Source organism: Paenibacillus sp. JT31N11 (genome assembly GCF_056269285.1).
In genome coordinates, this window is sequence record NZ_JBWDNQ010000003.1 from 569,543 (window position 1) to 593,702 (window position 24,160).

24 protein-coding genes are annotated in these 24,160 nt (G+C 52.0%); 15 read left to right on the forward strand and 9 right to left on the reverse strand.

Translation table 11 applies throughout. The features are described from left to right. Positions 1-94: 94 nt before the first annotated feature. On the reverse strand, positions 95-532 hold the full coding sequence (locus AC0YNV_RS15170) for a GAF domain-containing protein (protein WP_475768794.1): 438 nt from the start codon (positions 530-532) through the stop codon (positions 95-97). Positions 533-667: 135 nt separating this feature from the next. Here AC0YNV_RS15170 and AC0YNV_RS15175 point away from each other — a divergent pair, with 135 nt between their 5' ends. From AC0YNV_RS15175 to AC0YNV_RS15195, 5 genes are all read left to right on the forward strand, one after another. Beyond that, a complete protein-coding gene (locus tag AC0YNV_RS15175) occupies positions 668-1,516 on the forward strand; it encodes a DUF92 domain-containing protein (RefSeq protein WP_475768795.1) in 849 nt (282 codons plus the stop codon). A gap of 188 nt (positions 1,517-1,704) precedes the next feature. Beyond that, positions 1,705-2,427, forward strand: coding sequence for an ABC transporter ATP-binding protein (locus tag AC0YNV_RS15180; protein WP_210046940.1), 723 nt, complete (start codon positions 1,705-1,707; stop codon positions 2,425-2,427). Further along, on the forward strand, positions 2,405-3,448 hold the full coding sequence (locus AC0YNV_RS15185) for an efflux RND transporter periplasmic adaptor subunit (protein ID WP_475768796.1): 1,044 nt from the start codon (positions 2,405-2,407) through the stop codon (positions 3,446-3,448). Before AC0YNV_RS15180 ends, AC0YNV_RS15185 begins: the two co-directional genes overlap by 23 nt. Before the next feature lie 45 nt (positions 3,449-3,493). After that, positions 3,494-6,379: an ABC transporter permease gene (locus tag AC0YNV_RS15190; protein WP_475768797.1), complete on the forward strand. Its 2,886-nt coding sequence runs from the start codon at positions 3,494-3,496 to the stop codon at positions 6,377-6,379. 4 nt (positions 6,380-6,383) lie between these two features. Then, on the forward strand, positions 6,384-7,265 hold the full coding sequence (locus AC0YNV_RS15195; RefSeq protein WP_475768798.1) for an ABC transporter ATP-binding protein: 882 nt from the start codon (positions 6,384-6,386) through the stop codon (positions 7,263-7,265). Between the two features lie 122 nt (positions 7,266-7,387). On the opposite strand, the gene pepF is transcribed toward AC0YNV_RS15195, so the two are convergent. From pepF to AC0YNV_RS15210, 3 genes are all read right to left on the reverse strand, one after another. Next, positions 7,388-9,178, reverse strand: coding sequence for an oligoendopeptidase F (gene pepF / locus AC0YNV_RS15200; RefSeq protein WP_475768939.1), 1,791 nt, complete (start codon positions 9,176-9,178; stop codon positions 7,388-7,390). 179 nt (positions 9,179-9,357) lie between these two features. Beyond that, positions 9,358-9,537: a hypothetical protein gene (locus AC0YNV_RS15205; RefSeq protein WP_210046916.1), complete on the reverse strand. Its 180-nt coding sequence runs from the start codon at positions 9,535-9,537 to the stop codon at positions 9,358-9,360. A 129-nt stretch (positions 9,538-9,666) separates the two neighbouring features. Further along, complete coding sequence (locus AC0YNV_RS15210; protein WP_210046917.1) at positions 9,667-9,900, reverse strand: hypothetical protein; 234 nt, start codon at positions 9,898-9,900, stop codon at positions 9,667-9,669. Positions 9,901-10,094: 194 nt separating this feature from the next. On the opposite strand from AC0YNV_RS15210, the gene AC0YNV_RS15215 reads away from it, so the two are divergent. The 4 genes from AC0YNV_RS15215 (at position 10,095) to AC0YNV_RS15230 (ending at position 12,682) form a co-directional block, all read left to right on the forward strand. Beyond that, a complete protein-coding gene (locus AC0YNV_RS15215) occupies positions 10,095-10,796 on the forward strand; it encodes a methyltransferase domain-containing protein (RefSeq protein WP_475768799.1) in 702 nt (233 codons plus the stop codon). 74 nt (positions 10,797-10,870) lie between these two features. After that, on the forward strand, positions 10,871-11,068 hold the full coding sequence (locus tag AC0YNV_RS15220; RefSeq protein ID WP_188993153.1) for a cold shock domain-containing protein: 198 nt from the start codon (positions 10,871-10,873) through the stop codon (positions 11,066-11,068). 190 nt (positions 11,069-11,258) lie between these two features. Then, positions 11,259-11,984: a YebC/PmpR family DNA-binding transcriptional regulator gene (locus AC0YNV_RS15225; RefSeq protein ID WP_210046919.1), complete on the forward strand. Its 726-nt coding sequence runs from the start codon at positions 11,259-11,261 to the stop codon at positions 11,982-11,984. Positions 11,985-12,205: 221 nt separating this feature from the next. Continuing rightward, positions 12,206-12,682, forward strand: coding sequence for a hypothetical protein (locus AC0YNV_RS15230; RefSeq protein WP_475768800.1), 477 nt, complete (start codon positions 12,206-12,208; stop codon positions 12,680-12,682). A 116-nt stretch (positions 12,683-12,798) separates the two neighbouring features. On the opposite strand, the gene AC0YNV_RS15235 is transcribed toward AC0YNV_RS15230, so the two are convergent. Further along, positions 12,799-13,992 carry an MFS transporter gene (locus tag AC0YNV_RS15235; protein ID WP_475768801.1) on the reverse strand — a complete coding sequence of 398 codons (1,194 nt, stop codon included), beginning with the start codon at positions 13,990-13,992 and terminating at the stop codon, positions 12,799-12,801. A 10-nt stretch (positions 13,993-14,002) separates the two neighbouring features. Beyond that, positions 14,003-15,331: a multi antimicrobial extrusion protein MatE gene (locus AC0YNV_RS15240; RefSeq protein ID WP_475768802.1), complete on the reverse strand. Its 1,329-nt coding sequence runs from the start codon at positions 15,329-15,331 to the stop codon at positions 14,003-14,005. 211 nt (positions 15,332-15,542) lie between these two features. Here AC0YNV_RS15240 and AC0YNV_RS15245 point away from each other — a divergent pair, with 211 nt between their 5' ends. The 4 genes from AC0YNV_RS15245 to AC0YNV_RS15260 are packed head-to-tail and all read left to right on the forward strand — an operon-like array spanning position 15,543 to position 18,544. After that, entirely contained in the window at positions 15,543-15,860 is a 318-nt protein-coding gene (locus tag AC0YNV_RS15245; RefSeq protein WP_475768803.1) for a hypothetical protein, read from the forward strand. A 26-nt stretch (positions 15,861-15,886) separates the two neighbouring features. Beyond that, positions 15,887-16,966 (forward strand): tetraprenyl-beta-curcumene synthase family protein, encoded by a 1,080-nt coding sequence (locus tag AC0YNV_RS15250; protein WP_475768804.1) that lies wholly within the window; start codon positions 15,887-15,889, stop codon positions 16,964-16,966. 31 nt (positions 16,967-16,997) lie between these two features. After that, positions 16,998-17,966 (forward strand): 6-phosphofructokinase, encoded by a 969-nt coding sequence (gene pfkA, locus AC0YNV_RS15255; RefSeq protein WP_475768805.1) that lies wholly within the window; start codon positions 16,998-17,000, stop codon positions 17,964-17,966. A 41-nt stretch (positions 17,967-18,007) separates the two neighbouring features. After that, a complete protein-coding gene (locus tag AC0YNV_RS15260; RefSeq protein WP_475768806.1) occupies positions 18,008-18,544 on the forward strand; it encodes an NADPH-dependent FMN reductase in 537 nt (178 codons plus the stop codon). Between the two features lie 186 nt (positions 18,545-18,730). On the opposite strand, the gene AC0YNV_RS15265 is transcribed toward AC0YNV_RS15260, so the two are convergent. The 3 genes from AC0YNV_RS15265 to AC0YNV_RS15275 form a co-directional block, all read right to left on the reverse strand. Further along, positions 18,731-19,954, reverse strand: coding sequence for a putative glycoside hydrolase (locus AC0YNV_RS15265; protein ID WP_475768807.1), 1,224 nt, complete (start codon positions 19,952-19,954; stop codon positions 18,731-18,733). A 161-nt stretch (positions 19,955-20,115) separates the two neighbouring features. Continuing rightward, positions 20,116-20,310, reverse strand: coding sequence for a hypothetical protein (locus AC0YNV_RS15270; RefSeq protein ID WP_210046927.1), 195 nt, complete (start codon positions 20,308-20,310; stop codon positions 20,116-20,118). 166 nt (positions 20,311-20,476) lie between these two features. Continuing rightward, positions 20,477-21,295: a YitT family protein gene (locus AC0YNV_RS15275; RefSeq protein ID WP_210046928.1), complete on the reverse strand. Its 819-nt coding sequence runs from the start codon at positions 21,293-21,295 to the stop codon at positions 20,477-20,479. A 179-nt stretch (positions 21,296-21,474) separates the two neighbouring features. Here AC0YNV_RS15275 and cshA point away from each other — a divergent pair, with 179 nt between their 5' ends. Next, entirely contained in the window at positions 21,475-23,088 is a 1,614-nt protein-coding gene (gene cshA, locus AC0YNV_RS15280) for a degradosome RNA helicase CshA (RefSeq protein ID WP_475768808.1), read from the forward strand. Between the two features lie 252 nt (positions 23,089-23,340). Beyond that, on the forward strand, positions 23,341-24,108 hold the full coding sequence (locus AC0YNV_RS15285; protein WP_210046930.1) for a YesL family protein: 768 nt from the start codon (positions 23,341-23,343) through the stop codon (positions 24,106-24,108). Positions 24,109-24,160 lie beyond the last annotated feature (52 nt).

Genomic DNA, 24,160 nt, shown 5'->3' on the forward strand with positions numbered 1-24,160 from the left:
ATTCCAGAGATTTGCCCGCATAGGCTGCGGCCAGCTTCAGCTGCTCCAGGTCTTGTGCGGTGAAAACGCCGCTCGCGGTAAGCTTGTTGATGGCTTAATAGGCGCCGATCATACTGCCGTCATTACCGACAAAAGGCACCGTAATGACCGATTGGGTCCGGTACCCTGTCCGCCTGTCATTCTCGGCATTATGTCTTGGATCGCGGTAAGCATCCTCAATCAGCAGAGATTCGCCTATGGCGATGGAATGTCCGACGATTCCTGAGCCCAGGGGAACCCGGATTTCGTTCACTCCGTGCGCAACCGTGGTGAATAGTTCCTGATTGGCATAATCGATCAGCCATACGGTGCATCTGTCGACCAATATCATTTCACGACCCATGTTCGCCATCAGCAGAAGGACGCTGCTCAGGCTGCGCTCTCTGCCGATTTTTGCGGTATAATCGAATATGATACGAAGCAGTTCCTCGGGGCTTCGCTCATTAGAGGTTGAATGTGCCTGCGCATCCGCATCGTTAGGGTCTTTGTTCAAAGGTGGACACTCCTTGGTGAATAGTGGATCACTCAACGTGACCATTTCTACGCAGCCTCGGGTGAATCCTGCTTTGGCCGGGCACAGGATTGAGAATTAGTACATAGAAACAAAGCATAGAGGAGGCTTTTTGGCATGGTCGGATGGGTTGACGCTTGGTGGCTTCGTCTTGCGCTTGGCTTGCTGGGCAGCGGGATCATTGCGCTGGCTGCCTACAGGGTGCGCTCTTTATCAGGATCAGGTGCCGTGGCGGCCATTATTATGGGGACAAGCTATGTAACGCTTGGCGGCCCGCTGTGGTTCGGCGCGTTAATGGTATTCTTTGTAACCTCCACGGCTCTATCCAAATTCAAACGGAGGCACCGGGCCAAACAGGACGCCGAAGCGAATTATGCCAAAGGAAGCCGGCGCGATGCCGGGCAGGTCTGGGCAAATGGCGGTCTGGGCCTGATTTTGTGCGCCGCGCATGCCATATGGCCGGACCCGTTATGGCTTTACGCGTTCGTGGGCGTTATGGCATCCGTCAACGCGGACACCTGGGCTACCGAGCTTGGAGCGCTCAGCCGGGTGGCGCCGCGGGCCATACTCGGCGGCGCGCGCGTTCCCGCCGGAACAAGCGGCGCGGTCACGCCGCTTGGCAGTATGGCTGCCCTGGCCGGGGCAGCCGTGATCGGGGCTGCTGCCGCTCTTCTTATATCGCCATGGGTTACCGGCGGGCCTGGAGAGGTGCTGCCGGGCGTGCTTGTCGCCGTAGGCTGTCTCGCTGGAACGGCAGGCGCCTTCGCCGATTCACTTCTCGGAGCGACGGTGCAGGCGATGTACCGCTGTCCCGTCTGCGGTGTGCAGACCGAGCGTGCCGAGCATTGCGGTGCTGCGGCGAACCGGGTCAGCGGGTACGGCTGGATGACCAATGACGCGGTCAATTTGTTCTCATCCGCAGCCGCCGCTGTGCTGGCCGGAGTGATCGGCATCCTGATTGCCTAACGGCAGTCAGGCATTCCGTCACAAAATTTAAGTGCAATCAGGTCTTTATCCTGTATAATATTGGGTTGACAGCGCATTCACGCAACGAGTATTCTAACTCTGACATAAGCTTAAGCTTCAAAATGGATGAATTGTAAAAGATTGAAAGCCAGTCAATCCATCAGAGAGGAGCTTGACCGCAATTGAACATGGAAACGTCTGCGCTGCTTGCGAGGCAGCAGCAACAAGAACCGATTCTACGGGCGGTTAATGTGAAGAAAGTATTTGGCCGGGGCGAGACGGCGGTTACAGCCGTTAAGAATATTCATTTGGATATTGCTGCAGGTTCTATGGTTGCGCTCAAGGGCCGCTCGGGCTCAGGCAAGACGACGCTGCTTAATTTGCTGGCCGCGCTGGATCAGCCGACCGAAGGTTATGTGCTGTTTAACGGACAGGAGCTGTCCAGACTGCCGGAGAAGCAGCGCAGCGTCTGGAGACGCTCCCAGCTGGGACTTGTTTTTCAGGCATTCGGGTTAATACCTCTGATGTCCGCTTATGAGAATGTTGAATTCGCCCTGCGTATTGCCGGAACCGATAAGAAACTCAACAAGGAACGCGCCGAGACTGCGCTGGAGTGGGTGGGCATGAAGTCGCGCATGAAGCATCGTCCTCCCGAATTGTCGGGCGGGGAGCAGCAGCGTGTGGCCATTGCAAGAGCGATTGCGCACGAGCCCTTGCTGCTGCTGGCCGATGAGCCGACGGCGGAGCTGGACAGCCGGATGGGGCTTCAGGTAATCAAGGTATTCCGCGATCTGGTGGAGCGGCGCGGCATGACCGTAGTTATGACGACCCACGATCCCGGCATTATGGAGATCGTCGACCATGTCATTGCATTGGAGGATGGGGAGATTGTCGCTGAACCTAATTCATAGCCGCCGCAAACGGCTGCTGAAGCAATCGACGCTGCTGCTGCTCGCAGCTTCATTATTATCGGGCTGTTCCCTGCTGCCCGGGGGAGAAGAAACGCTTGCACCCCCGCTTATCAAGCCGGCGCAGGAGAAGTTCGATTCCGTTGAAGTGAAGAAAGGGACCATCGAACGTTTCTTCTCAGGAACCGCAGTAGTGGTTTCCAAACACAGCATACCGCTATTTTATAAAGATAACGGAAGATTGAAGGAAATTCATGTCAACCAGAACGATGTCGTGAAAGCCGGCCAGCTCCTCGCCGAGCTCGATATGGGCGATCTGGATCTGCGCATCAAGCTGCAGAAGCTGAATCTTGAGCGGGCCACGCTGGAATTCTCCAAGGTGAAGCAGGCGGGGGCGGATGCGGGCGAAGTCAGACTTCGCGAGATCGACAGGGAGCGCGAACAGATTTCGCTGGATTCCCTGGAGCAGGAGGCCGAGGCGGCCAGGCTGACCGCGCCGATTGATGGAATCGTTACTTACAAGGATACGATTGCGGCAGGCGATAGTGTAACCGGCTACAAACCGCTGGTGAGCGTCTCTGATCCGAAGCAGCTTTACCTGGTATGCGAAGCGGAGGATCCCAAAACGATCTCGCCGATCCAGTTTCAAATGGACGTAGAAGTGACCGTGGACAGTACGAAGATCATGGGGAAGGTGGTTCAATCCCCTTCCAGCGCTCCTATTACCGATAACAAGGAGCAGGCTGAGCGCAATGCCAAGCTGCTTTATATTGAACTGAACGAACCAAGCAGCAAGCTCGTTATGGGAGAAACCGTTCAGCTTCACATCATGCTGGAGAAGCATGACGATGTTATCGTGCTTCCGCGCAGCGGTCTGCGCACCTATTTGGGACGAACCTATGTGCAGGTGCTTGACGGCGACCGCCGCAAGGAGGTTGACGTGGAGGCGGGAATCATGACTGCGACGGAAGTGGAGATCGTCAAGGGACTCGAGCCCGGCGAGCAGGTTATCTTGAACAATTAGTCCGCGTGATGCCTGACTTAAGGGACAAGAAGAGGTGAAACGACGATGGCCTTATGGACGATGATTTTTCGCAAAATGGCGAAGAATCGTTGGCTTCAGCTAAATTTGTGGTTCGGCTTGACGATTTGTGTCGCATTGTTCAGCTCTATGCCCTTATACTCCCATGCCATACTCCAGCGTACGCTCACCAAGGAGCTGCAGCAGCTGCAAAAGGATCAGAATATTTACCCCGGCTATATCCGCGCGGCTACATCGGTATCTCCGGGTGAAAGGACTTTCGATCAAACCCGGAACATGATTGCCCAGGCGGACCGTTATATGGAAAATGCGCCAAGGCGTTTCAGACTGGATGCCCAGTCTTACCTGGTGTCCAGGTCCACACAGTCCTTCCGGGTGTTTCCTGCGGATGGCTCTGAGCGCGAGCTGAAGGAAATGAACGTCAGCGGAAGCTTCCGGACTCTGACCGATTTGGAGAAGCGCGTCCGCCTGATCGATGGGCGTTTTCCCGATCCGGGCCGCAGCGACGGGGTTTATGAAGCTGTCGTCACGCAGAAGTTTATTATTGATCTGAAGCGGGATCTGGATCATGAGTTTGTTTATACCAACAAAGACACCGGTGAGAAAATCCGGGTGCTGGTGGTGGGGCTGGTTGAGAGCAGTCCACAGAATATCTACGACCAATTCAACGTGGAGAGTTATAACTCATCGTTCTACATACCGTTCGAACGTTTCGAGCAGGATTTTGTCCAGAAGGAAAGCGTGCTCAAGCTCTCCAGCATTACATGGCAGTATTCGCTTGATTATGAGCAGCTGAACATCGATGATATCGCCAATTTCACGGGCCAAAGCCAGGCGATGACCAATTATTTTACGATGCGTCTTGGCATTGCGTCGGTCGATATTCCGGCGAAGAATCCCATCCAGTCGTACACGGAAAAGAAGGAAAAGCTCGACATCATGCTGTGGTCGCTGTACTCGCCGGTGATGTTCATGCTCGCTTTCTATCTGTATATGGCGGCGAATCTCATCATCGAGCGGCAGAAGACGGAGATCTCAGTCCTTCGCAGCCGCGGAGCGAGCCGGCTGCAGATCATGCTGGTGTTCACCGTGGAAAGCGTGATTCTGGGGCTGCTGGCCCTGTTGGTCGGACCGTTCGTGGGCGTGTATTTCACGAAGATTCTCGGAGCCTCCAACGGCTTCCTGGAGTTTGTGCAGCGTTCGTCGCTCGATGTAGCCTTAAACAGTGCCTCATACAAGGTTGCGGCTGCGGCTGTGGTCGGTTCGATTATCCTGATTCTTGTTCCGGCATTTCTGGCAACGCGGATTTCGATTGTCGGACATAAGCAGCAGCTCGCCCGCTCCAGCAAAATGTCCTTTTGGCATAAAACAGGCATCGACCTGATTCTGCTGGCGGTTTCGATTTATCTGCTTGTCGGTTTCAATAAGCGGTTGGATCAGCTGCAGCAGCTTGCGCTTGATCCTACTGCGCTGCAGGTCGACCCGCTCTTGTTCTTTATGCCGGCATTGTTTGCGCTTGGCTGCGGCTTGCTGCTGCTGCGTATTTATCCCTGGTTGATTAAGCTGATTTATTGGATAGGGCGAAGGTGGTGGACCCCCGCTCTCTATTCCACCCTGCTGCAGATCAGCCGCTCGTCCTCGCAGTATTTGACGATCAAGGTGTTTCTGATTATGACCGTTGCCATGGGACTGTTCAGCGCCAATGCCGCGAGGACCATCAACGGAAATATGGAGGATGCGATTCACTATACGACCGGATCGGATATTCAACTGCAAATCCACTGGGATAACGATGCTCCCCCGCCCGCAATGTCAGGCGGGCCAGGAGGCGCCGAGTCCCCCGAGGATGCGGCCGCAAAGCCGAAAGTCATAACCTACACCGAGCCCTCCTTTATCCAGATGACGGAGCTGGCTGGGGTGGACAAGGCGGCACGCGTATTCCGCAAACCGGATGCCAGCTTCAGTGCAAGCGGGGGGGACAGCGCAACTGCGCTATACGGAATTGATACCCTTGATTTTGGCAATGTGGCCTGGATGCGCAGCGGGCTGCTTGATCATCACATCAACAGCTATCTGAACCTGATTGCTTCCGATCCGAAGGCAGTGCTGATCTCCAGATCAATCGCGGACAAGTACCAGGTGAAGCCGGGCGATCCCATATCTGTCAAATGGAGCGGATTGGACAACGCCGGGTTTACCGTGTATGGCATCATTGATTATTGGCCGGGCTGGAACCCGCTGCCCGTTGGCGGTGTCAGCGAAGATCAGGATGATGAAAATGTCCGGCTGCCAAACCTGATTGTCGGGCACCTATCCTACATCCAGAACCATCTGGCTCTGGAGCCGTACGAGGTGTGGATCAAGCTTAAGGAAGATGCAACCAGCAAAGTGATTTATGACGACCTGATAAAGAAGGACATCCCTGTCGAAGAGCTGGTGGATGCCAATCAGCAGCTGATCCGCTCCAAAAATGATCCATTCCGGCTTGCCATCAATGGCGTCATGACGCTTGGTTTTGTCATATCGATGATGATCAGCTTCTTCGGCTTTCTGCTGTTCTGGGTGCTGACGTTGGCCGGACGCACGCTGCAATTCGGGATTCTGCGGGCAATGGGCATCTCGTTCATGCAGATTATCGGCATGCTGCTCAGCGAGCAGCTGCTCACCTCGGCAGCGGCCATTCTCATGGGCGTGTGGATTGGAAATACGGTGAGCGACTTGTTCGTTCCGCTGTTCCAGCTGTCCTTCAGCGCCGCGGAGCAGGTGCCGCCGTTCGAGATTATTCATCAGCTCAGCGATTATGTACAGCTGTACAGCGTGGTTGGCGTGATGATGCTCATCGGGCTCATCGTCATCGGAGTAAGGGTCTCCAGAATGAAAATTACGCAGGCGCTTAAGCTTGGGGAGGATTAAGCTTATGATCCATTGCGATGGACTTGTCAAAATTTATAAGACAGACGATCTTGAAGTTGTCGCCCTGCAGGGGCTTGACCTGCATGTGCAGGCTGGCGAGCTGATGGCGATTATCGGCAACAGCGGCAGCGGCAAATCGACACTGCTCAATATGCTGGGCGGCCTTGACCGGCCCTCAGCCGGTACGCTGCTCGTCAATGATCAGGATCTGCTGAAATTCGCGGAACGCGATCTGGTCAAATACAAGCGCGAAACCGTCGGATTCGTCTGGCAGAGCAATGCCCGCAATCTGATTCCCTATCTGACGGCGCTGGAGAACGTGGAGCTTCCCATCCTGCTCAAAGGCCGCCGCAAGCGCCTGCGCGCGTTGGAGCTGCTTGATGCTGTTGGACTCAGCCACCGGATCAAGAACCGGTTAAGCGAGCTCTCAGGCGGCGAGCAGCAGCGGGTGGCGATAGCCATAGCGCTGGCTAATGAACCGAAGCTGCTGCTCGCCGACGAGCCTACGGGCTCGCTGGATACGCGGATGTCGGATCAGATTCTGGATCTGTTCCGGGATCTGAACCGGAAGATCGGCATAACAATCGTTATTGTCACGCATGACCCGCTGCTTGCCCGGAAGGTTGACCGTGTTGTGGCGATCCGCGACGGCAAGACTTCTTCAGAGATCATCCGCCGCCAATCGTACGCGGAGGAGCTTGCGGAGCTTGAGAGGGGCGGGTTATTCAAGCAGGAAGCAAGCCATGTCGAATATGCCGTGATCGACAAGGCGGGGCGTCTGCAGATTCCTGCCAATTACCTGCAGGCGGATGAGTTCAAGGAGAAAAACAAGGTGCGGGTGGAGATGGAGGAAGGACGAATCGTTCTGTATCCACCGGAGGACTAAGGCCTGCTGTTCATACTGAAGAGTCAATTCAAAAACCATAGCACCATCAAAAAGAAGTCCCACCATTAAACGGAGGGACTTCTTTTTGATGAATACATAATAGATAACACGGCGAGCCGTTCTTACTTCGTCAATTCTTCCATCTGCGCGATAAGCTCTTCAAATACGCTCATGGCCTGCTCAATCGGCTCAGGCGTGGACATGTCGACGCCGGCCTTCTTGAGGATATTGATGGAGAAATCGCTGCCTCCGCTTTTCAGGAAACCGAGATAACGGTCCACGGCAGGCGCGCCCTCCTCGAGAATTTGCTTCGAGAAGCTGGTGGCTGCAGAGAAGCCTGTCGCATATTTATAGACATAGAAGCTCGTGTAGAAGTGGGGGATACGGGCCCATTCCATTTCGATATCCTTGTCCACGACCATGTTCGGGCCGTAGTACTGCTTGTTGAGCTCATAATAGATTTTGCTGAGCTGATCCGGGGTCAGCGATTCGCCTTGCTCGGCTTTCTCGTGAATGATTTTCTCGAATTCGGCGAACATGGTTTGACGGAAAACCGTTGTCCGGAACTGATCCGCATAATAGGTGAGCAGGTACATTTTTTCCTTCGGATCGGTTGATTTCTTCAGCATATAATCCATTAGAAGCGCCTCGTTGAGCGTTGAAGCGACCTCGGCCAGGAAGATTGTATACTGCGCATCGCGGTAATCCTGATTGCCGTCGGAATAATAAGAGTGAAGCGCGTGGCCCATCTCGTGCGTCAATGTGAACATGCTGTTCAGATTGTCTTTATGATTGAGCAGCACATAGGGATGCGTGCCGTAAGCGCCCCAGCTGTAGGCGCCACTGCGTTTGCCTTCATTCTCGTAAACGTCGATCCATCTGTCCTGGAAGCCTTTATCCAGCACCTGCAGATAGTCCTTGCCCAGCGGTTCAAGACTCTCTTTGACCGTTTCCTTGGCCTGCTCGAAGCTGATGTCCATCTTGAATTCATCGACAAGCGGAGCGAACAGGTCATACATATGAAGCTCATCCACCTTGAGCAGCTTCTTGCGCAGCTCCATGTAGCGGTGCATCAGCGGCAGATGCTTATGCACGGCATCGATGAGGTTGGTGTACACCTCTTTGGGAATGTTGTCGCCATAGAGGGACATTTCCAGGGTAGACGGATATTTGCGGGCGCGCGAGTAGAAAATGTTCTTGGTCACATTCGCGCTGAGCGTCGAAGCGAGCGTATTTTTCAACTTGCCGTAGGTGTCGTACATGGCTTTAAAGCCATTCTTGCGAACCTCGCGGTTTTTGCTTTCCAGAAACTGTATGTAACGGCCCTGCGTCAATTCCACTTCTTCGCCATTCTCATCCTTGACCTTGGGGAACTTGAGATCTGCGTTGTTCAGCATGCTGAAAATCGTGCCTGGCGCCTGGCTCACATTCCCGACCGCAGCGAGGAGAGCTTCCTCGGATTTGGATAGAATATGGGCTTTCTCCCGGCGCATTTCTTCCAGCGTATGACGGTATTTGGCCAAATCGGAATTGTTGATCATTGCTTCGAGATCGGCATCGGAGAGACTGAGAATCTCAGGCGTTATAAAGGACAACGCTTCTCCTGTTTCGACGCTGAGCTTCTTGGATTTCTCGGATAAAGCTTGGAATTCGGCCTCAGCCGTATCTTCATGATGCTTCAAATTGGCATACACATAGAGCCGCTCCACATGCTGCGACAGCTCATCCTCAAGCTCAAAGCAGCTTTTCACTTGTTTGGGGTCGGCAAGCTTGCCTTCGAAGGCATTGACTTTCTTCATCAGTTCCTTCGCGTGCGAATATTCCTTGTCCCATGCAGACTGGCTTTCGAACAAATCTTCCAGCTTCCAGCTGTTCTCAGGCGTGGTTTCGGAACGTTTGGGTACGTGGTTCATCGGAATCCCCCTCGGTTGATTAATAGATGACGGAACTGCGGGTACAGAAGCGGGCAGGTGCAAGGACACGCTGCTGGCGGGCAGCAGGGACAGCGACAATACAATGGGAAGCCACTTCATGATTGAGGTTCACGCTCCTAGGTACAGTCTGCATCTAGTCTTGCCCGCGAACAGTCTCGTTATGACCCCATCGTAGTTAAACTATAAACAATCAGGAAAAAAGCAAACGCGATAAATACAATTGCGGCGATTGCGAGGCCTCTTCGCAGGCTCGCGGGTATGTTGTTGCGCTGCATAATGATCAGGATGCCCAGCGAAAAAGCCGCGACGATAAAAATAATCGTAGCTGTCGTATCCAATTTCTTTCAAGCTCCCTCCGCACAACCTATTCAGCCGGCAGGCTGGTTATGACCTGCCTTGTATGTCTTCGATATACAGGATGAATTTTCCTTCAATCCTTCAGGAAGAAACATGCCCCGGCATCTGCACTAGACAGAGCGGAAGCCTTCCATAATCGCTGCAAGCTCTTCCTCGCGGCCTTCAAAGCTCTCGGGCTTAAAGCGGTTCTCGGCCCAGTGGAGCATTTCCGGGCGGCTGACGAATGTGTGGCATTCCTCGCCCCATTGATCGGAAATTTCCCGGACGATCAGCGTTTTCCCCTGAACCTCGACGTTCAGCATATTATACTTGTCCGTTTTATAAATTTGTACTTTCTTAAACATACGGTACATTCCCTCCAGCATAGTGGCGTATCCATCAATCATAGCGAATACAGGGGGTAGAAATCAAATAAGTTTCGTGATAAAATTTGTTCACCTTTTTTAGCGGAGTACTTGATACTCCTGGTTTTGAAGTGGGAAGAGAGCATTTAGCCGGGTTTTGAGTTGAGATGAGCCGAGCAGAGGAGAGAAGAGCGATGAAGAAAAGGTATGAACAGGTCGGCGTTGCAGTGACATGCCGGGGATTTGACGAATATGTGAGGATGTTTGATTTGTCTGAGGATGAGCTCAAGGCAGGAGAAATTCTTGACATTGCATCCGGCGGTTCGTCCTTCACAGCGGATGCAAGCGGCTTGGGCTTCAAGGCGATGGCGGTTGATCCGCGGTATGCGCTTGACCCGGCTGTGTTATTCACCGAAGCCGAGGCGGAAATATCCCTCTCGACGGCTAAGCTTCAGGGTCTTACAGATCAGTTCGATATGTCCTATTACGGCAATATGAGCAATCACAGAGCCGGGCGCGAGAAGTCGCTTGGACGGTTTGCCGCCCATTACGGTGAACCTGAGGCCAGAGCGCGATGTTATGCGGCTGGAAGTCTTCCGGCACTGCCTTTTGCGGACCGGCGTTTCTCCCTTGTTCTGTGCAGCCACTTTCTGTTTTTATACGAAGAACAATTTGATTTTGCTTTCCATAGGCAAGCGGTTCTGGAGATGATGCGGGTTTGCCGTCCAGGAGGAGGCATCCGCATCTATCCCCTGATGTCTCTAAGCGGGGAGATATACCCGCATCTGGATGCGCTTCTTGAAATGATTCAGGCCGAAGACGGAAAGGCGGAATTGTTCCGGACCGGACTTCCTTTTATTCCCGGCTCCGAGAGCGGATTGTTTATCGGGATGTAATTGCAACTGCCCCATATTAGGTGTATAATGGAAACACACGTCATTTAATGACGTTATTTTAGGAGGTTGTTCAATTGACAGGAACAGTAAAATGGTTTAACGCAGAGAAAGGCTATGGTTTCATTCAAGTCGAAGGCGGAGAAGATGTATTCGTACATTTTTCGGCAATTCAAGGAGATGGCTTCAAGTCGTTGGATGAAGGTCAGGCTGTAGAATTTGATATCACTGAAGGCAATCGTGGAGCACAAGCTGCCAACGTCGTGAAGTTGTAGGATCGGACACAATCGCACAAACACATGTCCCAACGTATATAAAACCCGACAATTTATTGTCGGGTTTTTCTTATGGGAGGCCTGGGATGTTCGCAGGCTGCTTGCGCCAATGCCCCGAGTGCTTTGACCCCGAGGCTTGCATGATGATAAAATGAGTCTTGGAATTCACCTTAAGGGGAGCGATTTGAAAATGAAATTCAAGTTGTTTAAAGACCGCAAAGGCAAGGCCGACCAGGCTAAAAATAATAAATTTGTCAAACTCGCCCGCGAAATCTATGTACATGCCCGCAAGGGAGGACCTAATCCGGAATCCAATTTTGCTCTCAAAACGGCGATAACCGCGGCAAGGGCCGAGCAGATGCCGGTTGATAATATCGAGCGCGCCATCAAGAAGGCGGCAGGAAGTACAGATGGCGTGGATTACGAAGAAATCATGTACGAAGGTTATGGCCCCGGCGGCGTGGCCATTATGGTGCGCTGTTTGACCGATAACCGCAACCGTACGGCTGCGGATGTCCGCTCCATCTTCAACAAGCGTGGCGGCAACATGGGGGAGTCCGGCTGCGTCGCCTATATGTTTGATCAGAAAGGGCTGATCGTCATTGACCGGGAGCAGAATGACACCGATGAAGATACGATGATTATGATGGCGCTCGAAGGCGGGGCGGAGGATGTTATCGTGAATGACGACAGCTATGAAATTCTCACCGACCCGCAGGAGTTTGAGCGGGTGAAAGGGGCGCTTGAGCATGACGGTTACGGGTTCAGCAGCGCCGCTGTCCGCTGGCTGCCTCAAAACACGATCAAAGCGGAAGGCGAGAATGCCGAGAAGCTGCTCAAGATGATGGACGCTTTTGAAGACAATGAAGACGTGCAGGACGTTTTTGCCAACTTCGAAATCGATGAGGATGAATAGAAGTTCACCGGACCGACTCTGATTGTTCCGATTGTTCAAATACGGCTCGTCTTGTTACTGCTTTTATAGTTCAAACCAGCCCCTTCCGGCTTCGCGGCTTTTGATTGCGCGAACAGCCGGAAAGGGCTTTTTTTTATACTTTGTTTAGAACTTATTTAGAAGGAATCAAGAACTGAATCCTACAATGGGAAGCATGCGGAATGAAGGAGATGAATAAGGACATGCATCGAATTTCGGGAGTTACAAAGAAGTGGCTGCTGACGCTCCATCTGCTTTTTAGCGCCATTATGCTTGGCGTGACGGTAGCCTTCCTGATCTTGAGTCTGGTTGCGGCTTCTACTTCCGATGAGGGGGTGCTGAAGGCGTGCTACGCCAGCATGCTGCTACTGGCCGAGACATCGATCCGGGCCTCTACAATCGGTGCTGTTGTCACCGGTGTTCTGCTGTCGCTGCTTACTCATTGGGGGCTGCTCAAATATTACTGGATTATCGCCAAGCTGCTGCTGACGGTGGCTTCAATCGGTTTGGGCATGGCAGGCATATATATGTGGTCGCTTAAAAGCCGCAGCAATCTCCGGTGCAGACGGACTGAATGCTCTTGGCCAATCAGACTTTCTGGTGAATCGGGCATTTCTGATCAATGGCATCATCATGCAGCTGTTGTCTCTTCTGGCATTGTTTATATTGTCGGTATTTAAACCATGGGGGAAACGCGTCCCAAGAAAATGATTTTAGTGCAGCGGGTAAATCAGAAAATAACCCCGATTCATCAAGGAACCAGGGTCGTTTCATTTGAATTTGCAGCAGCTTGGCATTAAACGCTGGAGCGGGAGAAAATATGTTTGGTCAAAAAGCTTGCCGCCGCGATCAAGGCCAGTATCATCGCCATATGGAAAAAGGCGCCTTTTCCGTAATGATCAAAGATCGGGCCGCCCACCGTGCCGCTGATAATGCCGGCGATGCCAGCCCATACCACGGTAAATACGGCTTGTCCTGAAGAGCGGTACTCATCGGGAATGATCGTGGAGAGGTATCTGAGCGCCGTCGTAAAATAGATGCCAAAGGTGATGCTGTGCATTGCCTGCACGGGGATAATCCAGATCGGCGACTGGATCTCACTGACCAGCCAGAAGCGGATCGCATACATGAGGCTTGCGATTGCGAGCAGCGGAAGCTCCTTGAACTTGTGGCCATATTTGCCGAGCAGGAAGAAAACCGGAATTTCGCTGACCGCCGATATGAGCCAGGCCACCCCGACGAGGGAATCGCTTGCTCCCATCTGCCTGAGCGTCACTGCCAGAAACCCCTCATACATCCGGTGCGAAATGGAGATAACGAGAATCAGCACGAAAAAAATAACGATATCGGGTTTTCGCAGAATTTTGAACAAACCGGAGAAATCCATCTTTTTGAGCGAGCCCTGATAATCCTTCAGCCCCAGCGAAAGCAAGAAGGAGACTGTTATCGTACATACGCCGACCAGCAGACTTGCCCAAGATCCCGTAAATCTCAGCAGCTGCCCCATACAAAACGCCATGAAGGCAAAGCCCAGCGAACCGAAAATACGGACTAGCGCATAAGGGGTGCCTGTATATTGGCTGGACAACAAAATCAGGCTGTCGCTCAGCGGGTTCATCGGCGTCTGGAAGAAATAGAAGACCAGCATAATGACACAGACTATTGTGAAGGTTTGGGTCGTGAACAGGAGCGAGAGCATCACGAGCTGGCCGAACAGAATGACGGTCATAATCTTTTTGAGCGTACGGTATTTGTCGCTGGCCGCTCCGAACAGAAGAGTGGAAAATATCGATATAAACGGTCCGATTGAATAGATAATACCGATCTGGGAGGCGTTATAGCCATGATCCAGAAAATAAAGCGGTAAATAAGATACGACAATGGCTTGTGTCATAAACATGGCAAAACTGAACATGCGGAGCATAAGGGTTTCTTTTGCTGCGGATTGCGACCGTCCGGCTGCAGTGAGAACCGGGTTTGATGAATTCATGATGTGTGTGTCACTCCATATCCAATACTTTTCCGGCTATAATCCGGTTTGATTTGCGGCCTCGCCTGATCGCCAATGCAACAAAAACGCATTCAGCGGCGAGGCCGGCAGATTGCGCGCAGGCGCCGATTGTTCCGTTCCAGCCGGGCGCAAGCGACACCAGCAGAACAATCGTTGTGACGGTGAACAGCAGATTGGAGGCCTGCGAGCCCAGCATCACCCGCGTATGGCCGCGCACCATGATGATGCCGTTGAACATATCCAGCCAGGGCATGGCCAGGGCGAACAGAGCGAAGGGCTTTAATGCCCGGAGCGTCTCTTCCTTTAATTTTCCCTGCACCCCCATGATATCGCCGACGATAAAGTCGCCTAAGGGCAGGAAGGCGATGCTGCTTACAAGCGCCAGCGGAATGAAGCCGAAGGCCAGCGTGAAGCGGCGGACCGCATCCCGGTCAATTCGATAGAAATTAAGGACGATTTGATGAAAATAACTGAAAAAGCTGGTGACCAGCTGCACGAGACTCGCAGCGAGCGCGAAGGAAGCTATGGCCAGCGCAGCGTCGGAGGTTTTACCCAGAAATGCATTAATGGAAGGGCCGATCCACACAGCGAGAAAGGTAGAGAACAGCATCGGACGATAGAAAGAGAACACCTGCTTGCCCGACTTAATGGTGTGTCCTTCCGCTTCATTGGGCATCTGGCGGACCAGCAGGCGTCCCTCTGCGTAACTCATAGCGGCCTCCATGATCATGCCGACCAGGAAAATAACCGCTCCTACCGAGCTGCTGTGCACCCCCGTATGGATAAAATACAACGATAATCCGTACATCCCCAGCAGGCGTACGCTCATCCCGATGGTCAGCCATTTGGTCCGCAGATTATAAATGATGACGCCCTGATACAAGCAGCGGATCCCCGAGAACAAGCTCACAAACATCAGCACCTGATAAACATCTATGATGTCGGGAACCTGCGACTCATCAGCCCCGAACACCCCCTGGAAGATCCAGACGCCAAGCGGCGTATAGCAGATGAGCAGGCCAAGTGCCATGATGGCTCCGAACACGGCTTGTCCGACAAGCAGCATGGACCGGAAGGAACGTTTATCCCTTACTAGCGTCGAGCTTGTCTGCCGCAGCAGTACGGCCGGCCGTTCGGTTATAATGAGCAGGCTCATGGCTATCGCATAGCTGGCAATAATTTGTTCGGGGTTGTCCGCTCGCGATAACGTGCTGTTAATGATGACATGCGACAACGTTACGAGACTTGCTGAAATGCCAAGCGGTAAAAAAAAGCGCCACAGCTGTCCCATCGTAACTGTGCCCGGCTGTTGAATCATTTTTGACTCGTCTCCCTGATGTTATTTATTATGGTAAACAGTATAGCATGGATGAACAGGACGTAGAGGCTCCAAGCTTGCCGTTCGATTAAAATTGTGGGCGGCTGCAAGATTCCGCCTTGTTCCGGGTGGTGGAAACGGGCTGCACGAACATGTTTTCGCGCTGGATTTGTGCGTTATGAAATGGTACATTAGTGGTTGGAGGTTTTCTATGGTGGATGACATTTTTATATGGAACGAACGCCTTGGGATCGCACTGCCTGAACTGAATCAGGAATGGGAAAGCTATAGTGAACAAGTGCGCTCATCCATAGTTACGCAATGGGAAATTATTCGCGGCACGATCCCGGATCGTGTCTTTGCTTATGAACGGTTAATAAATGTGAAACAGGCGGAATTATACGAGGAAGAAGATTTCGAGACTTCCTGCTGCATCAATTCAGAAATCGCGGAGCTTGCAAGCCGGATTAATGATCTGCATATTTGGTATCGCATCAATCAGGAGATTGAGACGCGGAGCCATTTCTGAAGGAAGGGTTCAAGGAGGGCGCTTGAATGAAAATGTTGGCGCACGCTCGTCATGTACCGAAAACACCCGTTTCGCTTATGTACCGGGTGTATAAATATGTACTTCCCGAGGTTAGGGCCGAGCTTGGACGGCTGAGGATGATTGCCGGGCAGATACCCGATGACGAACTGCGGACACAAGCGCTCGCCAGTATGAGAGACAAGCAATTTCATTGCGAGGGTGGAGGAATCTACGCCGCCGCCAATCTTCAGCAGCGGCATGTACTCGTTCCGCTTATCGTAGCGCTTCAGACGATCAGCGATTATTTGGATAATCTGTGTGACCGCAGCACATCGCAGGACGAGGGCGATTTTCGGCTGCTGCATCAGGCGATGCTGGATGCGGTTGATCCCGGGGCTCCCCTGCGTGATTATTACGCATTGCGCAATGAACGGGAGGATGGGGGGTATTTGCACGGGCTCGTGCAGACCTGTCAGAGCTGCATCCGGCAGCTTCCTTCCTATAGCAGCGTTCAGTCGCCTGTCTCCGAGCTGGTCGGCCTCTATGGCGATTTACAGGTGTACAAGCATATTGTCAAAAACCGCCGTGAACCCGAGCTGCTGGGGTGGTGGGAGAAGCACAGCCAGAAGGTCCCCCATTTGCAGTGGAACGAATTTGCTGCTGCCACAGGGTCCACACTCGGGATGTTTGTTCTTTTTCTTGCGGGCTCCGAGGAGGGGCTTGCGAAGCAGGATGCCCTGTTGATCCGGGACGCCTATTTTCCTCATGTATGCGGACTTCACATTATGCTGGACTATTTAATCGACCAGGAAGAAGACCGTATCGGCGGGGATTTGAACTTCTGCAATTATTACGAAGATCAGTCGCAGCTTGTGGAGAGAATCGGCGAGATTGCAGCACAGGCGCGCAAGGATGTGCAGGCGCTGCCGTGCAGGCAGTTTCATACCATGATTATTGAAGGACTGCTCGCCTTGTACCTGTCGGATCCGAAGGTGCGGGAACAGCCGGACGTACGTCGCGTTTCCAAACATCTGATGAGACGAAGTCCTCTTACACGATTATTTTTTTGGGGGAACAGCGTCTGGATCAGAATGCGGCAAACTTAAGATATAGATAAGAGACAGGGAGTGGATTGAAATGTCAGCAGTCAAGTCGATTGCCGTACTTACAAGCGGCGGAGATTCGCAGGGCATGAATGCGGCGGTGCGCGCCGTGGTAAGAAGTGCGCTGTACCATGGTCTGGAGGTATATGGCGTTCAGCGGGGATATCAGGGGCTGTTAAACAATGATTTGCGGCAAATGGATCTGCGCAGCGTCGGAGATATTATTCAGCGCGGAGGAACGATTCTGCAGACGGCAAGATGCAAGGAATTTTTAAGCCCGGAAGGTCAGCAGCGGGGAGCGGAAGTGCTGCGTGACCGCGGGATTGACGGTCTTGTTGTAATCGGAGGCGATGGCTCCTACCAAGGGGCGAACAAATTGAGCAAGCTCGGCATCAAGACGATGGGACTGCCGGGAACGATCGATAATGATATTCCGTTCACCGATTTCACCATCGGCTTCGATACTGCGGTGAGCATCGTGGTTGATGCCATTAACAAGCTCCGTGATACGATGACCTCGCATGAGCGTTCTTCAGTCGTTGAGGTTATGGGCCGGCGCTGCGGCGACATCGCATTGTTCGCCGGACTTGCGAGCGGAGCGGAAACGATCATCGTGCCTGAAGTGCCGTTTGACATCGATCAGGTCGCAGACCGGATGAAGGAAAATTTCCTGTCAGGCAAGCGGCATAGTATTATTGTCGTAGCAGAGGGGGCCAGCACCGGAGAAGAGATCGGCCAGGGGATAAGAGAGCGCTGCGACGTAGATCCGCGCGTTACCGTTCTGGGTCATGTTCAGCGCGGCGGCAACCCGACGCATAATGACCGGATTCTAGCCAGTCAGCTGGGGGACTTTGCGGTACGCATGCTCATGGAAGGCGAATCAGGCAAAGGCTGCGGCATCATCCGCGGAGAACTGACTGTAACCGATATCGATAAAGTGGTAAATACGAAGAAGCCTTTTAACATGGATCTGTACAATCTCGCATTGCGCTTGTCCCAATAAGCAAGCCTTAATGATTTCATTGAATCAAAGGAGATACTTATATGAAAATTGTTATTATTGCGGGAAGCACCAGGGCTGGAGCTTCAAGCACAAAAGCGGCCCGATATGCGGCTGGATTGATGGAAGAACAGGGTCACGAGGTTAATATGGTGGATCTGCATCAGCACCGTCTTCCGATTTATTGCTCGGATGATGCTGTCCAGGTTCCAGAGGTAATATCCTTGCGCCAGGCTGTACTTGAGGCCCATGCAATTGTGCTTAGTACGCCTGAGTATCACGGCAGTATTTCCGGCGCGCTGAAGAATGCTCTTGATTTTCTCAGCGCAGAGCAATTTGACAGCAAGCTCGTATTGTCCATCAGCTCGGCAGGCGGTGCGGTAGGAGTCAATTCGCTGCAGCATCTGCAGACGATTGTCCGCAATGTGCACGGAATCAACTGCCCGGAATGGATCTCGGTGGGCGGAGCGCAGCGTGAGTTTGGCCCTGACGGCGCACCTGCTTCAGAGGGTGTTCAGCTTCGCATTCATCACGCCGTTAAGTATTTTCTGGAGCTGGCTGAGAAGCTTCTCAAGGATTAACAAATTAGACGGCCCTTATAGTTAAAAAAGCCCTGCAAAAAGCCTGGCAGCCTGTGAAATTTCATTTTCACAGCTGCTGGCTGTGCGGGGCATTCTTATAGAATAAGCACAGGAATGCCAAACTTTGCTTATGTATCAGGTGTAAAAAACGGCTCAGCTGCCCTTAGGCAGCTGAGCCGTTTTTTCTTATTTATAATCCACACCAGCCGTATATTTGTTGCCTGCGTTCCAGAGCAGAAATTCATCGATTCCGGAATCATGCAGCGCTTTAATCTGCGCCTGCACCTGTTCCTTGCCGTATTGGATGTAGTGGCCTTTGCCCAGCCAGCTGGCGGTGAAATCCTGAATCCACGGCCGGATAACCGGCTTGTAGGAACCGATCGGATCCAGCTTCTTATGCGTATCGGCCATGGACCCTTTAATGGTTGCATATGGATCCTTGTCGGGGTCCTTCACGTCGAACCATCCTGTGCTGTAATGACTGGGATACACCATCGGGCAGATCACATCGACATGCTTGGAAATTTTAACAAAATCCTGACCGATTCCTTCGGCTGCCGGGACCGAGGCGGCGTAACCGAAAATGTCCACGGATACGCGGACGCCAAGCGGCTCCAGCTGTGATTTGGCATATTTGACGAATGCGGCGATGGTATCGACGCGGCTTTCTTTTGTGTGCTGGAATACGAGGGAATCCGCTTTATTCTCAAAGCCCTCGGGGAAACGCACATAGTCAAATTGAATCTCCTTGAAGCCGAGCTTGACGGCTTCCTTGGCGGCTTCGATATTGTAATCCCATACTTCCTTCATATAAGGATTAACGAAGCTGTCCCCGTTGCCGTTCTTCCAGATGCTTCCGTCCTTTTGGCGAAAGGAAAGCTCCGGATGCTTGGTGGCGAGCACCGTATCCTTGAAAACAACGATCCGGCCGATAGGATAGACATTATGCTGCTTCAAACGATCCATCATTGCGGAGATATCGCGGATATACTTCTTGGGCGAGCCCAGCCTCAGAAGCTCCGGATTTTCCGTAGGGTATGTAATATTGCCCAGATCATCCTTCAAATCGATAACCATACTGTTCAAATCGGTACTGTCGAGCAGCTTGAGCAGCGTTTCCATCCGCTCGCCGCCGGCACTGTAGGCCGTCACATAGACGCCTTTTACCTTGGGAGCATCCGGCTGAGGGTCTTTCTTCGCCAGAATCGAACCGGTGGAGGAATCCGTAGTGCCTGCCCCGCTTGAAGCACCAGTTCCGGTTTGTGCACCCTGACCCGTTTGCACGGGACCCTGACCGGCAAATAAAGTGGTTAGCAGTTGGCAAGTGGAAGCACTCTCTTGCCCGCTCTGAGCCGTTCCTCCGGATAAAACATGAAACAATAACAGCATAATTGAAATAATGGCATCCATTGTGTTCTCTCCCATTTGGCTCTGTACATTTAATTATAATTCAGTTATAGAAAGAGGCACAGAGGTATTTTGTAGGATATTAAAGCAATTGGAGAAGATCTAATCGGCGCCGGGCAAAAAAAAAGGCGGGAACGTATAAATACGTTCCCGCCGCCTTTATTTTAATGCAAGTACACTGCTTTTTGATGCTCAACAATACTGTGCTGCACGATTTCCATCGCATCTCCCGGTTCCAGTAATGACAGTCCGTCCCGAAGCACAATATTCAGGTTCAATTCCCGCTCCGTGAGAAAAGGCACTAGCTCTGGAACCAGCTTTTCCACAATCATCAACAGTTTGACCGTTTCCATATCCATCAAGCATCACCCTTTCATCGTAATGGAGGGCAAAAACGTATGGCAAGAACCAAATCTGCGGGGTAGCATTATTATAACAGCAGCGAAGCGAAAAACCTAGGGGTATACGGAAAATTCCATATTTGCCGCGCTTTCTGCAGCAGGAGACAAACAACGCTATCTTAGGTTAGGTTCTGCGGAAATCCCCCATGATACCCAAGGTTTCGACGATATTCACGAAAGCGGCCGGATCCGTTTTTTGGATAATTCTTTTTAGTTCCGGCAGCTCGAAGCGGGTTGTTACAGTCATAAGCATGTCCCTCTCCGCATCCGTGTATCCGCCGCGGGTTCGGATAACGGTAATGCCGCGCTGCAGAGGCAGCAGCTCCTTGCGCAGCTCCTGGGCGCAGTTGGTGATGATGAAGGCGGTAATCTTGACATAGCGGATGTGGATCAGGTCAATGACTTTGCCGGTTGTGAAGATGGAAAGCAGCGAATAGAGGGCGGCATCCCAGTCGCCAGTCAACAAACCAAGCGCAATAATGATGCTCCCGTTCATGACAAAAATAAGCATGCCGATCGATAAATCCCGTTTACGGGTCAAAATGGTCGCAACAATATCGAAGCCTCCGGTTGAAGCGCCTTCGCGAAGCGACAACCCGCTGCCGAAGCCCACCACAACGCCTCCGAAGACAGCTCCAAGCGTCAGATCATTCACGACCGCCTCAGTAGGAATAAGCTGGATGGCAATAGTAGTCGTAACGACAGAGAAGATGCTCCAGCCGACAAAACGAAGGCCAAGGATCTTCCAGCCCCAGATCAAAACAGGGATATTGAGCACAAAATAAAGCCAGCTGATATTGAAGCCCGTGGCATAGCCGATAATCATGGTTATTCCTGATACGCCTCCGCTGATCATCTTCAGCGGAATAAGGAGCTGGTTGAAGCCAAAGGCAATCAGGGCCGAGCTCAGAAGCATGACAATCGCCGTGCGGAGTCTCTTCATCTGTTGTGATTCACCTCTTATTTGCATGCGCTTGACATCAAGTCCTTTCGCTGCTGCCGCGGGGATTGTGTGTGTAAATAGTATGCGTACTTTCGACTTACTGGTATTCATGCAAGATGTTGTGCTATAATGAACTGTATATTTTCTGTAGAGTGCAGATAGAAGGAGATTGAAAAAGTTTGAAAACATTTGCTGAATTCGGCTTGGAACCTAAAGTTTTGCAAGCCATCACGGAGCTAGGGTTTGAAGAATCCACTCCCATCCAATCAAAAGCCATTCCAATTGCGCTGACCGGTACCGATTTGATCGGTCAAGCTCAGACAGGAACGGGCAAAACGGCCGCCTTCGGAATCCCGCTCGTTAACAAGATTCCGGTAACCGAAGAGCGTATCGTCGCATTAATCATGACCCCGACCCGCGAGCTTGCCATTCAAGTTTCGGAAGAGATCGGAAAGCTTACCCGTTACAAAGGTCTTCGTTCGCTGCCGATATATGGTGGACAAGAGATCGGAAGACAAATTCGCTCCTTGAAAAAGAAGCCGCAAATCATTATCGGAACACCCGGACGGTTGCTTGATCATATTAACCGCAAAACCATTCGACTGGACGATGTACAAACTGTCGTATTGGATGAAGCGGATGAAATGCTCGACATGGGCTTTATGGAGGATATTACCACAATCCTCTCTCTTGTACCTGAGAATCGCCACACCATGCTGTTCTCAGCTACGATGCCTGCTAACATCCAGAGGCTGGCACAGCAATTTCTGAAAAATCCGGAACATGTCTCCGTCGTTCCGACCCAGATCAGTGCGCCTCTGATCGAGCAGGCTTACATTGAAGTTCATGAACGTCAGAAGTTTGACGCACTGAGCCGCTTGCTTGATATGGAATCACCTGAATTGGCGATCATTTTCGGACGCACCAAGCGCCGGGTAGATGAGCTTAGCGAAGCCCTGCAAAAACGCGGATATTCCGCTGACGGGCTTCATGGCGACTTGTCACAGAATCAACGTGATAACGTCATGCGCAAATTTCGTGACGGCAGCATCGATGTACTTGTTGCAACAGACGTTGCTGCGCGCGGTCTTGATGTTTCGGGCGTAACGCATGTCATCAACTTCGACTTGCCGCAGGATCCGGAGAGCTATGTTCACCGGATCGGCCGTACAGGCCGCGCGGGCAAAGAAGGAACAGCATGGTCATTCGTCACTCCGCGTGAAATTGACCACATGCATTTCATTGAGAAAGTCACGCGCCACAAAATTGCCAAGAAGCCGCTGCCGAGCATTGCGGAAGCGATTGAAGGCAAACAGCGCCTGACGGCTGAACGGATTCTTGAATTTGTTGAGAGCGATACGATCAATGAATTCAAAGCGATCACGATCCAGTTGCTGGAGCAATATGATTCCGTCAACCTGCTTGCAGCAGCCATCAAGCTGATCACGGGTGAGAAGAAGGATGTCAGCATCGAGCTGACACCGGAAGATCCTATCCGTGCTAAAAAACGCAGACCGGATGTCCGTTCGAGCGGCCGTCGTTTCTCCGGCGGACCTTTTGGCGGCGGCAACCGCACTGGCAGCGGTCCCCGCGGCGGAAGCAGCAGCGGTCGCAGCAGCGATAGCCGCAGCGGCTACGGCGGCAGCCGCAGTGGCGGGAGCAGCAGCGGAAGCAGCTACAACCGCAGCGACCGTGATGGCCAAGGCGGAAGCAGAGGCTCCTCACAGGGACGCAGCAGCAGCAGCGATACTCGCCGTTCGCGTCAATCTTCAGAGGACTTCAACCGCAACTAATGGTTAACCGGGGCTATCCGTATAGCCGAGCAATCGGGCGGGTAGCCCCATTTTTCTTGATTTTAATGGAAAATATGGATTCGTAATAAGGGTTGCACGAATGAAGAGTTGGCGATTAGGGGCAACCTATTATATAGTTATATAGAATAATGAAATCGCTTGCTGTACACGTTTCTTACGGAAACGCCAAGGCTCATACTTACGATGCAGCGTTTTCTTGCGAAAAACGCCTTTAGGGGGATTCAGGCAATCATGGAAATGAGAGGCTTAATGGGCGGGCTGTACAAGATCTCGGAGTGGATCATGAGATTATCGGTTACGAATGTATTGTGGATTTTATGTTCTATACCGTATATTTTCTTGATCTTTCCAGTCATTATGGCTCAGAACACCGATCAATTTTTGAGCAGTGTTGTCTTGTCGAGTATCATAGCGCCTTTTACGTTGTTTCCGGCGACGGCGGCTATGTTCGGAGTTGCCCGTAAGTGGGTGATGGGGGAAGTGGACGCCCCGCTTCTGCGTACATTTTTCCGGAATTACAAGGAAAGCTATCTGCAAAGCATGATAGGCGGCATTTTGTATGTTATTTTGTTCGCCATTTTGATTGTTGATTTCCAGGTATACTTGAAAGAATTGGAGTATCTTCAGCTGGTTTCTTATTTATTCATTGCAATCATGGCCTTGCTTGCCGTTTCCTTGTTTAACTTCTTCTCTATGGTCGTCCATTACCATATGAAGACGTTTCAACTGCTCAAGAACGCAGTGCTCCTGACTATCGGCCGTCCTTTCCGCTCATTGTCCACCGCCATCATGTGCGGCGTAGTCGTTTATATCAGCTTCAGTTCGCCTAAGCTGATGTTCCTGGTGCCTTTCTTCACAGGCAGTATCGTTGCGGCCATTTCGTTCTGGGGTTTTTATCAGATTTATACCAAGCTGCAGCTGCAGGCGGAGAAAGCCGCTGAAGCCGAAGCTGAGGCTGAATTGATGAATCTCAATGAAGAAGTGAAAAAGGACAGCTAGCGATTGCTCCCTAAATTAGCAGCTGCTTTACGTTTACTTTTGATTCAAAAAC

Bases quoted from the DNA above. Each gene is read 5' to 3' on its own strand.
- AC0YNV_RS15175 (WP_475768795.1), top strand. From the start codon at position 668: ATGGTCGGATGGGTTGACGCTTGGTGGCTTCGTCTTGCGCTTGGCTTG.
- AC0YNV_RS15180 (WP_210046940.1), top strand. From the start codon at position 1,705: ATGGAAACGTCTGCGCTGCTTGCGAGGCAGCAGCAACAAGAACCGATT.
- AC0YNV_RS15190 (WP_475768797.1), top strand. From the start codon at position 3,494: ATGGCCTTATGGACGATGATTTTTCGCAAAATGGCGAAGAATCGTTGG.
- AC0YNV_RS15195 (WP_475768798.1), top strand. From the start codon at position 6,384: ATGATCCATTGCGATGGACTTGTCAAAATTTATAAGACAGACGATCTT.
- pepF (WP_475768939.1), bottom strand. From the start codon at position 9,178: ATGAACCACGTACCCAAACGTTCCGAAACCACGCCTGAGAACAGCTGG.
- AC0YNV_RS15210 (WP_210046917.1), bottom strand. From the start codon at position 9,900: ATGTTTAAGAAAGTACAAATTTATAAAACGGACAAGTATAATATGCTG.
- AC0YNV_RS15215 (WP_475768799.1), top strand. From the start codon at position 10,095: ATGAAGAAAAGGTATGAACAGGTCGGCGTTGCAGTGACATGCCGGGGA.
- AC0YNV_RS15225 (WP_210046919.1), top strand. From the start codon at position 11,259: ATGAAATTCAAGTTGTTTAAAGACCGCAAAGGCAAGGCCGACCAGGCT.
- AC0YNV_RS15230 (WP_475768800.1), top strand. From the start codon at position 12,206: ATGCATCGAATTTCGGGAGTTACAAAGAAGTGGCTGCTGACGCTCCAT.
- AC0YNV_RS15235 (WP_475768801.1), bottom strand. From the start codon at position 13,992: ATGAATTCATCAAACCCGGTTCTCACTGCAGCCGGACGGTCGCAATCC.
- AC0YNV_RS15240 (WP_475768802.1), bottom strand. From the start codon at position 15,331: ATGATTCAACAGCCGGGCACAGTTACGATGGGACAGCTGTGGCGCTTT.
- AC0YNV_RS15245 (WP_475768803.1), top strand. From the start codon at position 15,543: ATGGTGGATGACATTTTTATATGGAACGAACGCCTTGGGATCGCACTG.
- AC0YNV_RS15250 (WP_475768804.1), top strand. From the start codon at position 15,887: ATGAAAATGTTGGCGCACGCTCGTCATGTACCGAAAACACCCGTTTCG.
- pfkA (WP_475768805.1), top strand. From the start codon at position 16,998: ATGTCAGCAGTCAAGTCGATTGCCGTACTTACAAGCGGCGGAGATTCG.
- AC0YNV_RS15260 (WP_475768806.1), top strand. From the start codon at position 18,008: ATGAAAATTGTTATTATTGCGGGAAGCACCAGGGCTGGAGCTTCAAGC.
- AC0YNV_RS15265 (WP_475768807.1), bottom strand. From the start codon at position 19,954: ATGGATGCCATTATTTCAATTATGCTGTTATTGTTTCATGTTTTATCC.
- AC0YNV_RS15270 (WP_210046927.1), bottom strand. From the start codon at position 20,310: ATGGATATGGAAACGGTCAAACTGTTGATGATTGTGGAAAAGCTGGTT.
- AC0YNV_RS15275 (WP_210046928.1), bottom strand. From the start codon at position 21,295: ATGAAGAGACTCCGCACGGCGATTGTCATGCTTCTGAGCTCGGCCCTG.
- AC0YNV_RS15285 (WP_210046930.1), top strand. From the start codon at position 23,341: ATGGAAATGAGAGGCTTAATGGGCGGGCTGTACAAGATCTCGGAGTGG.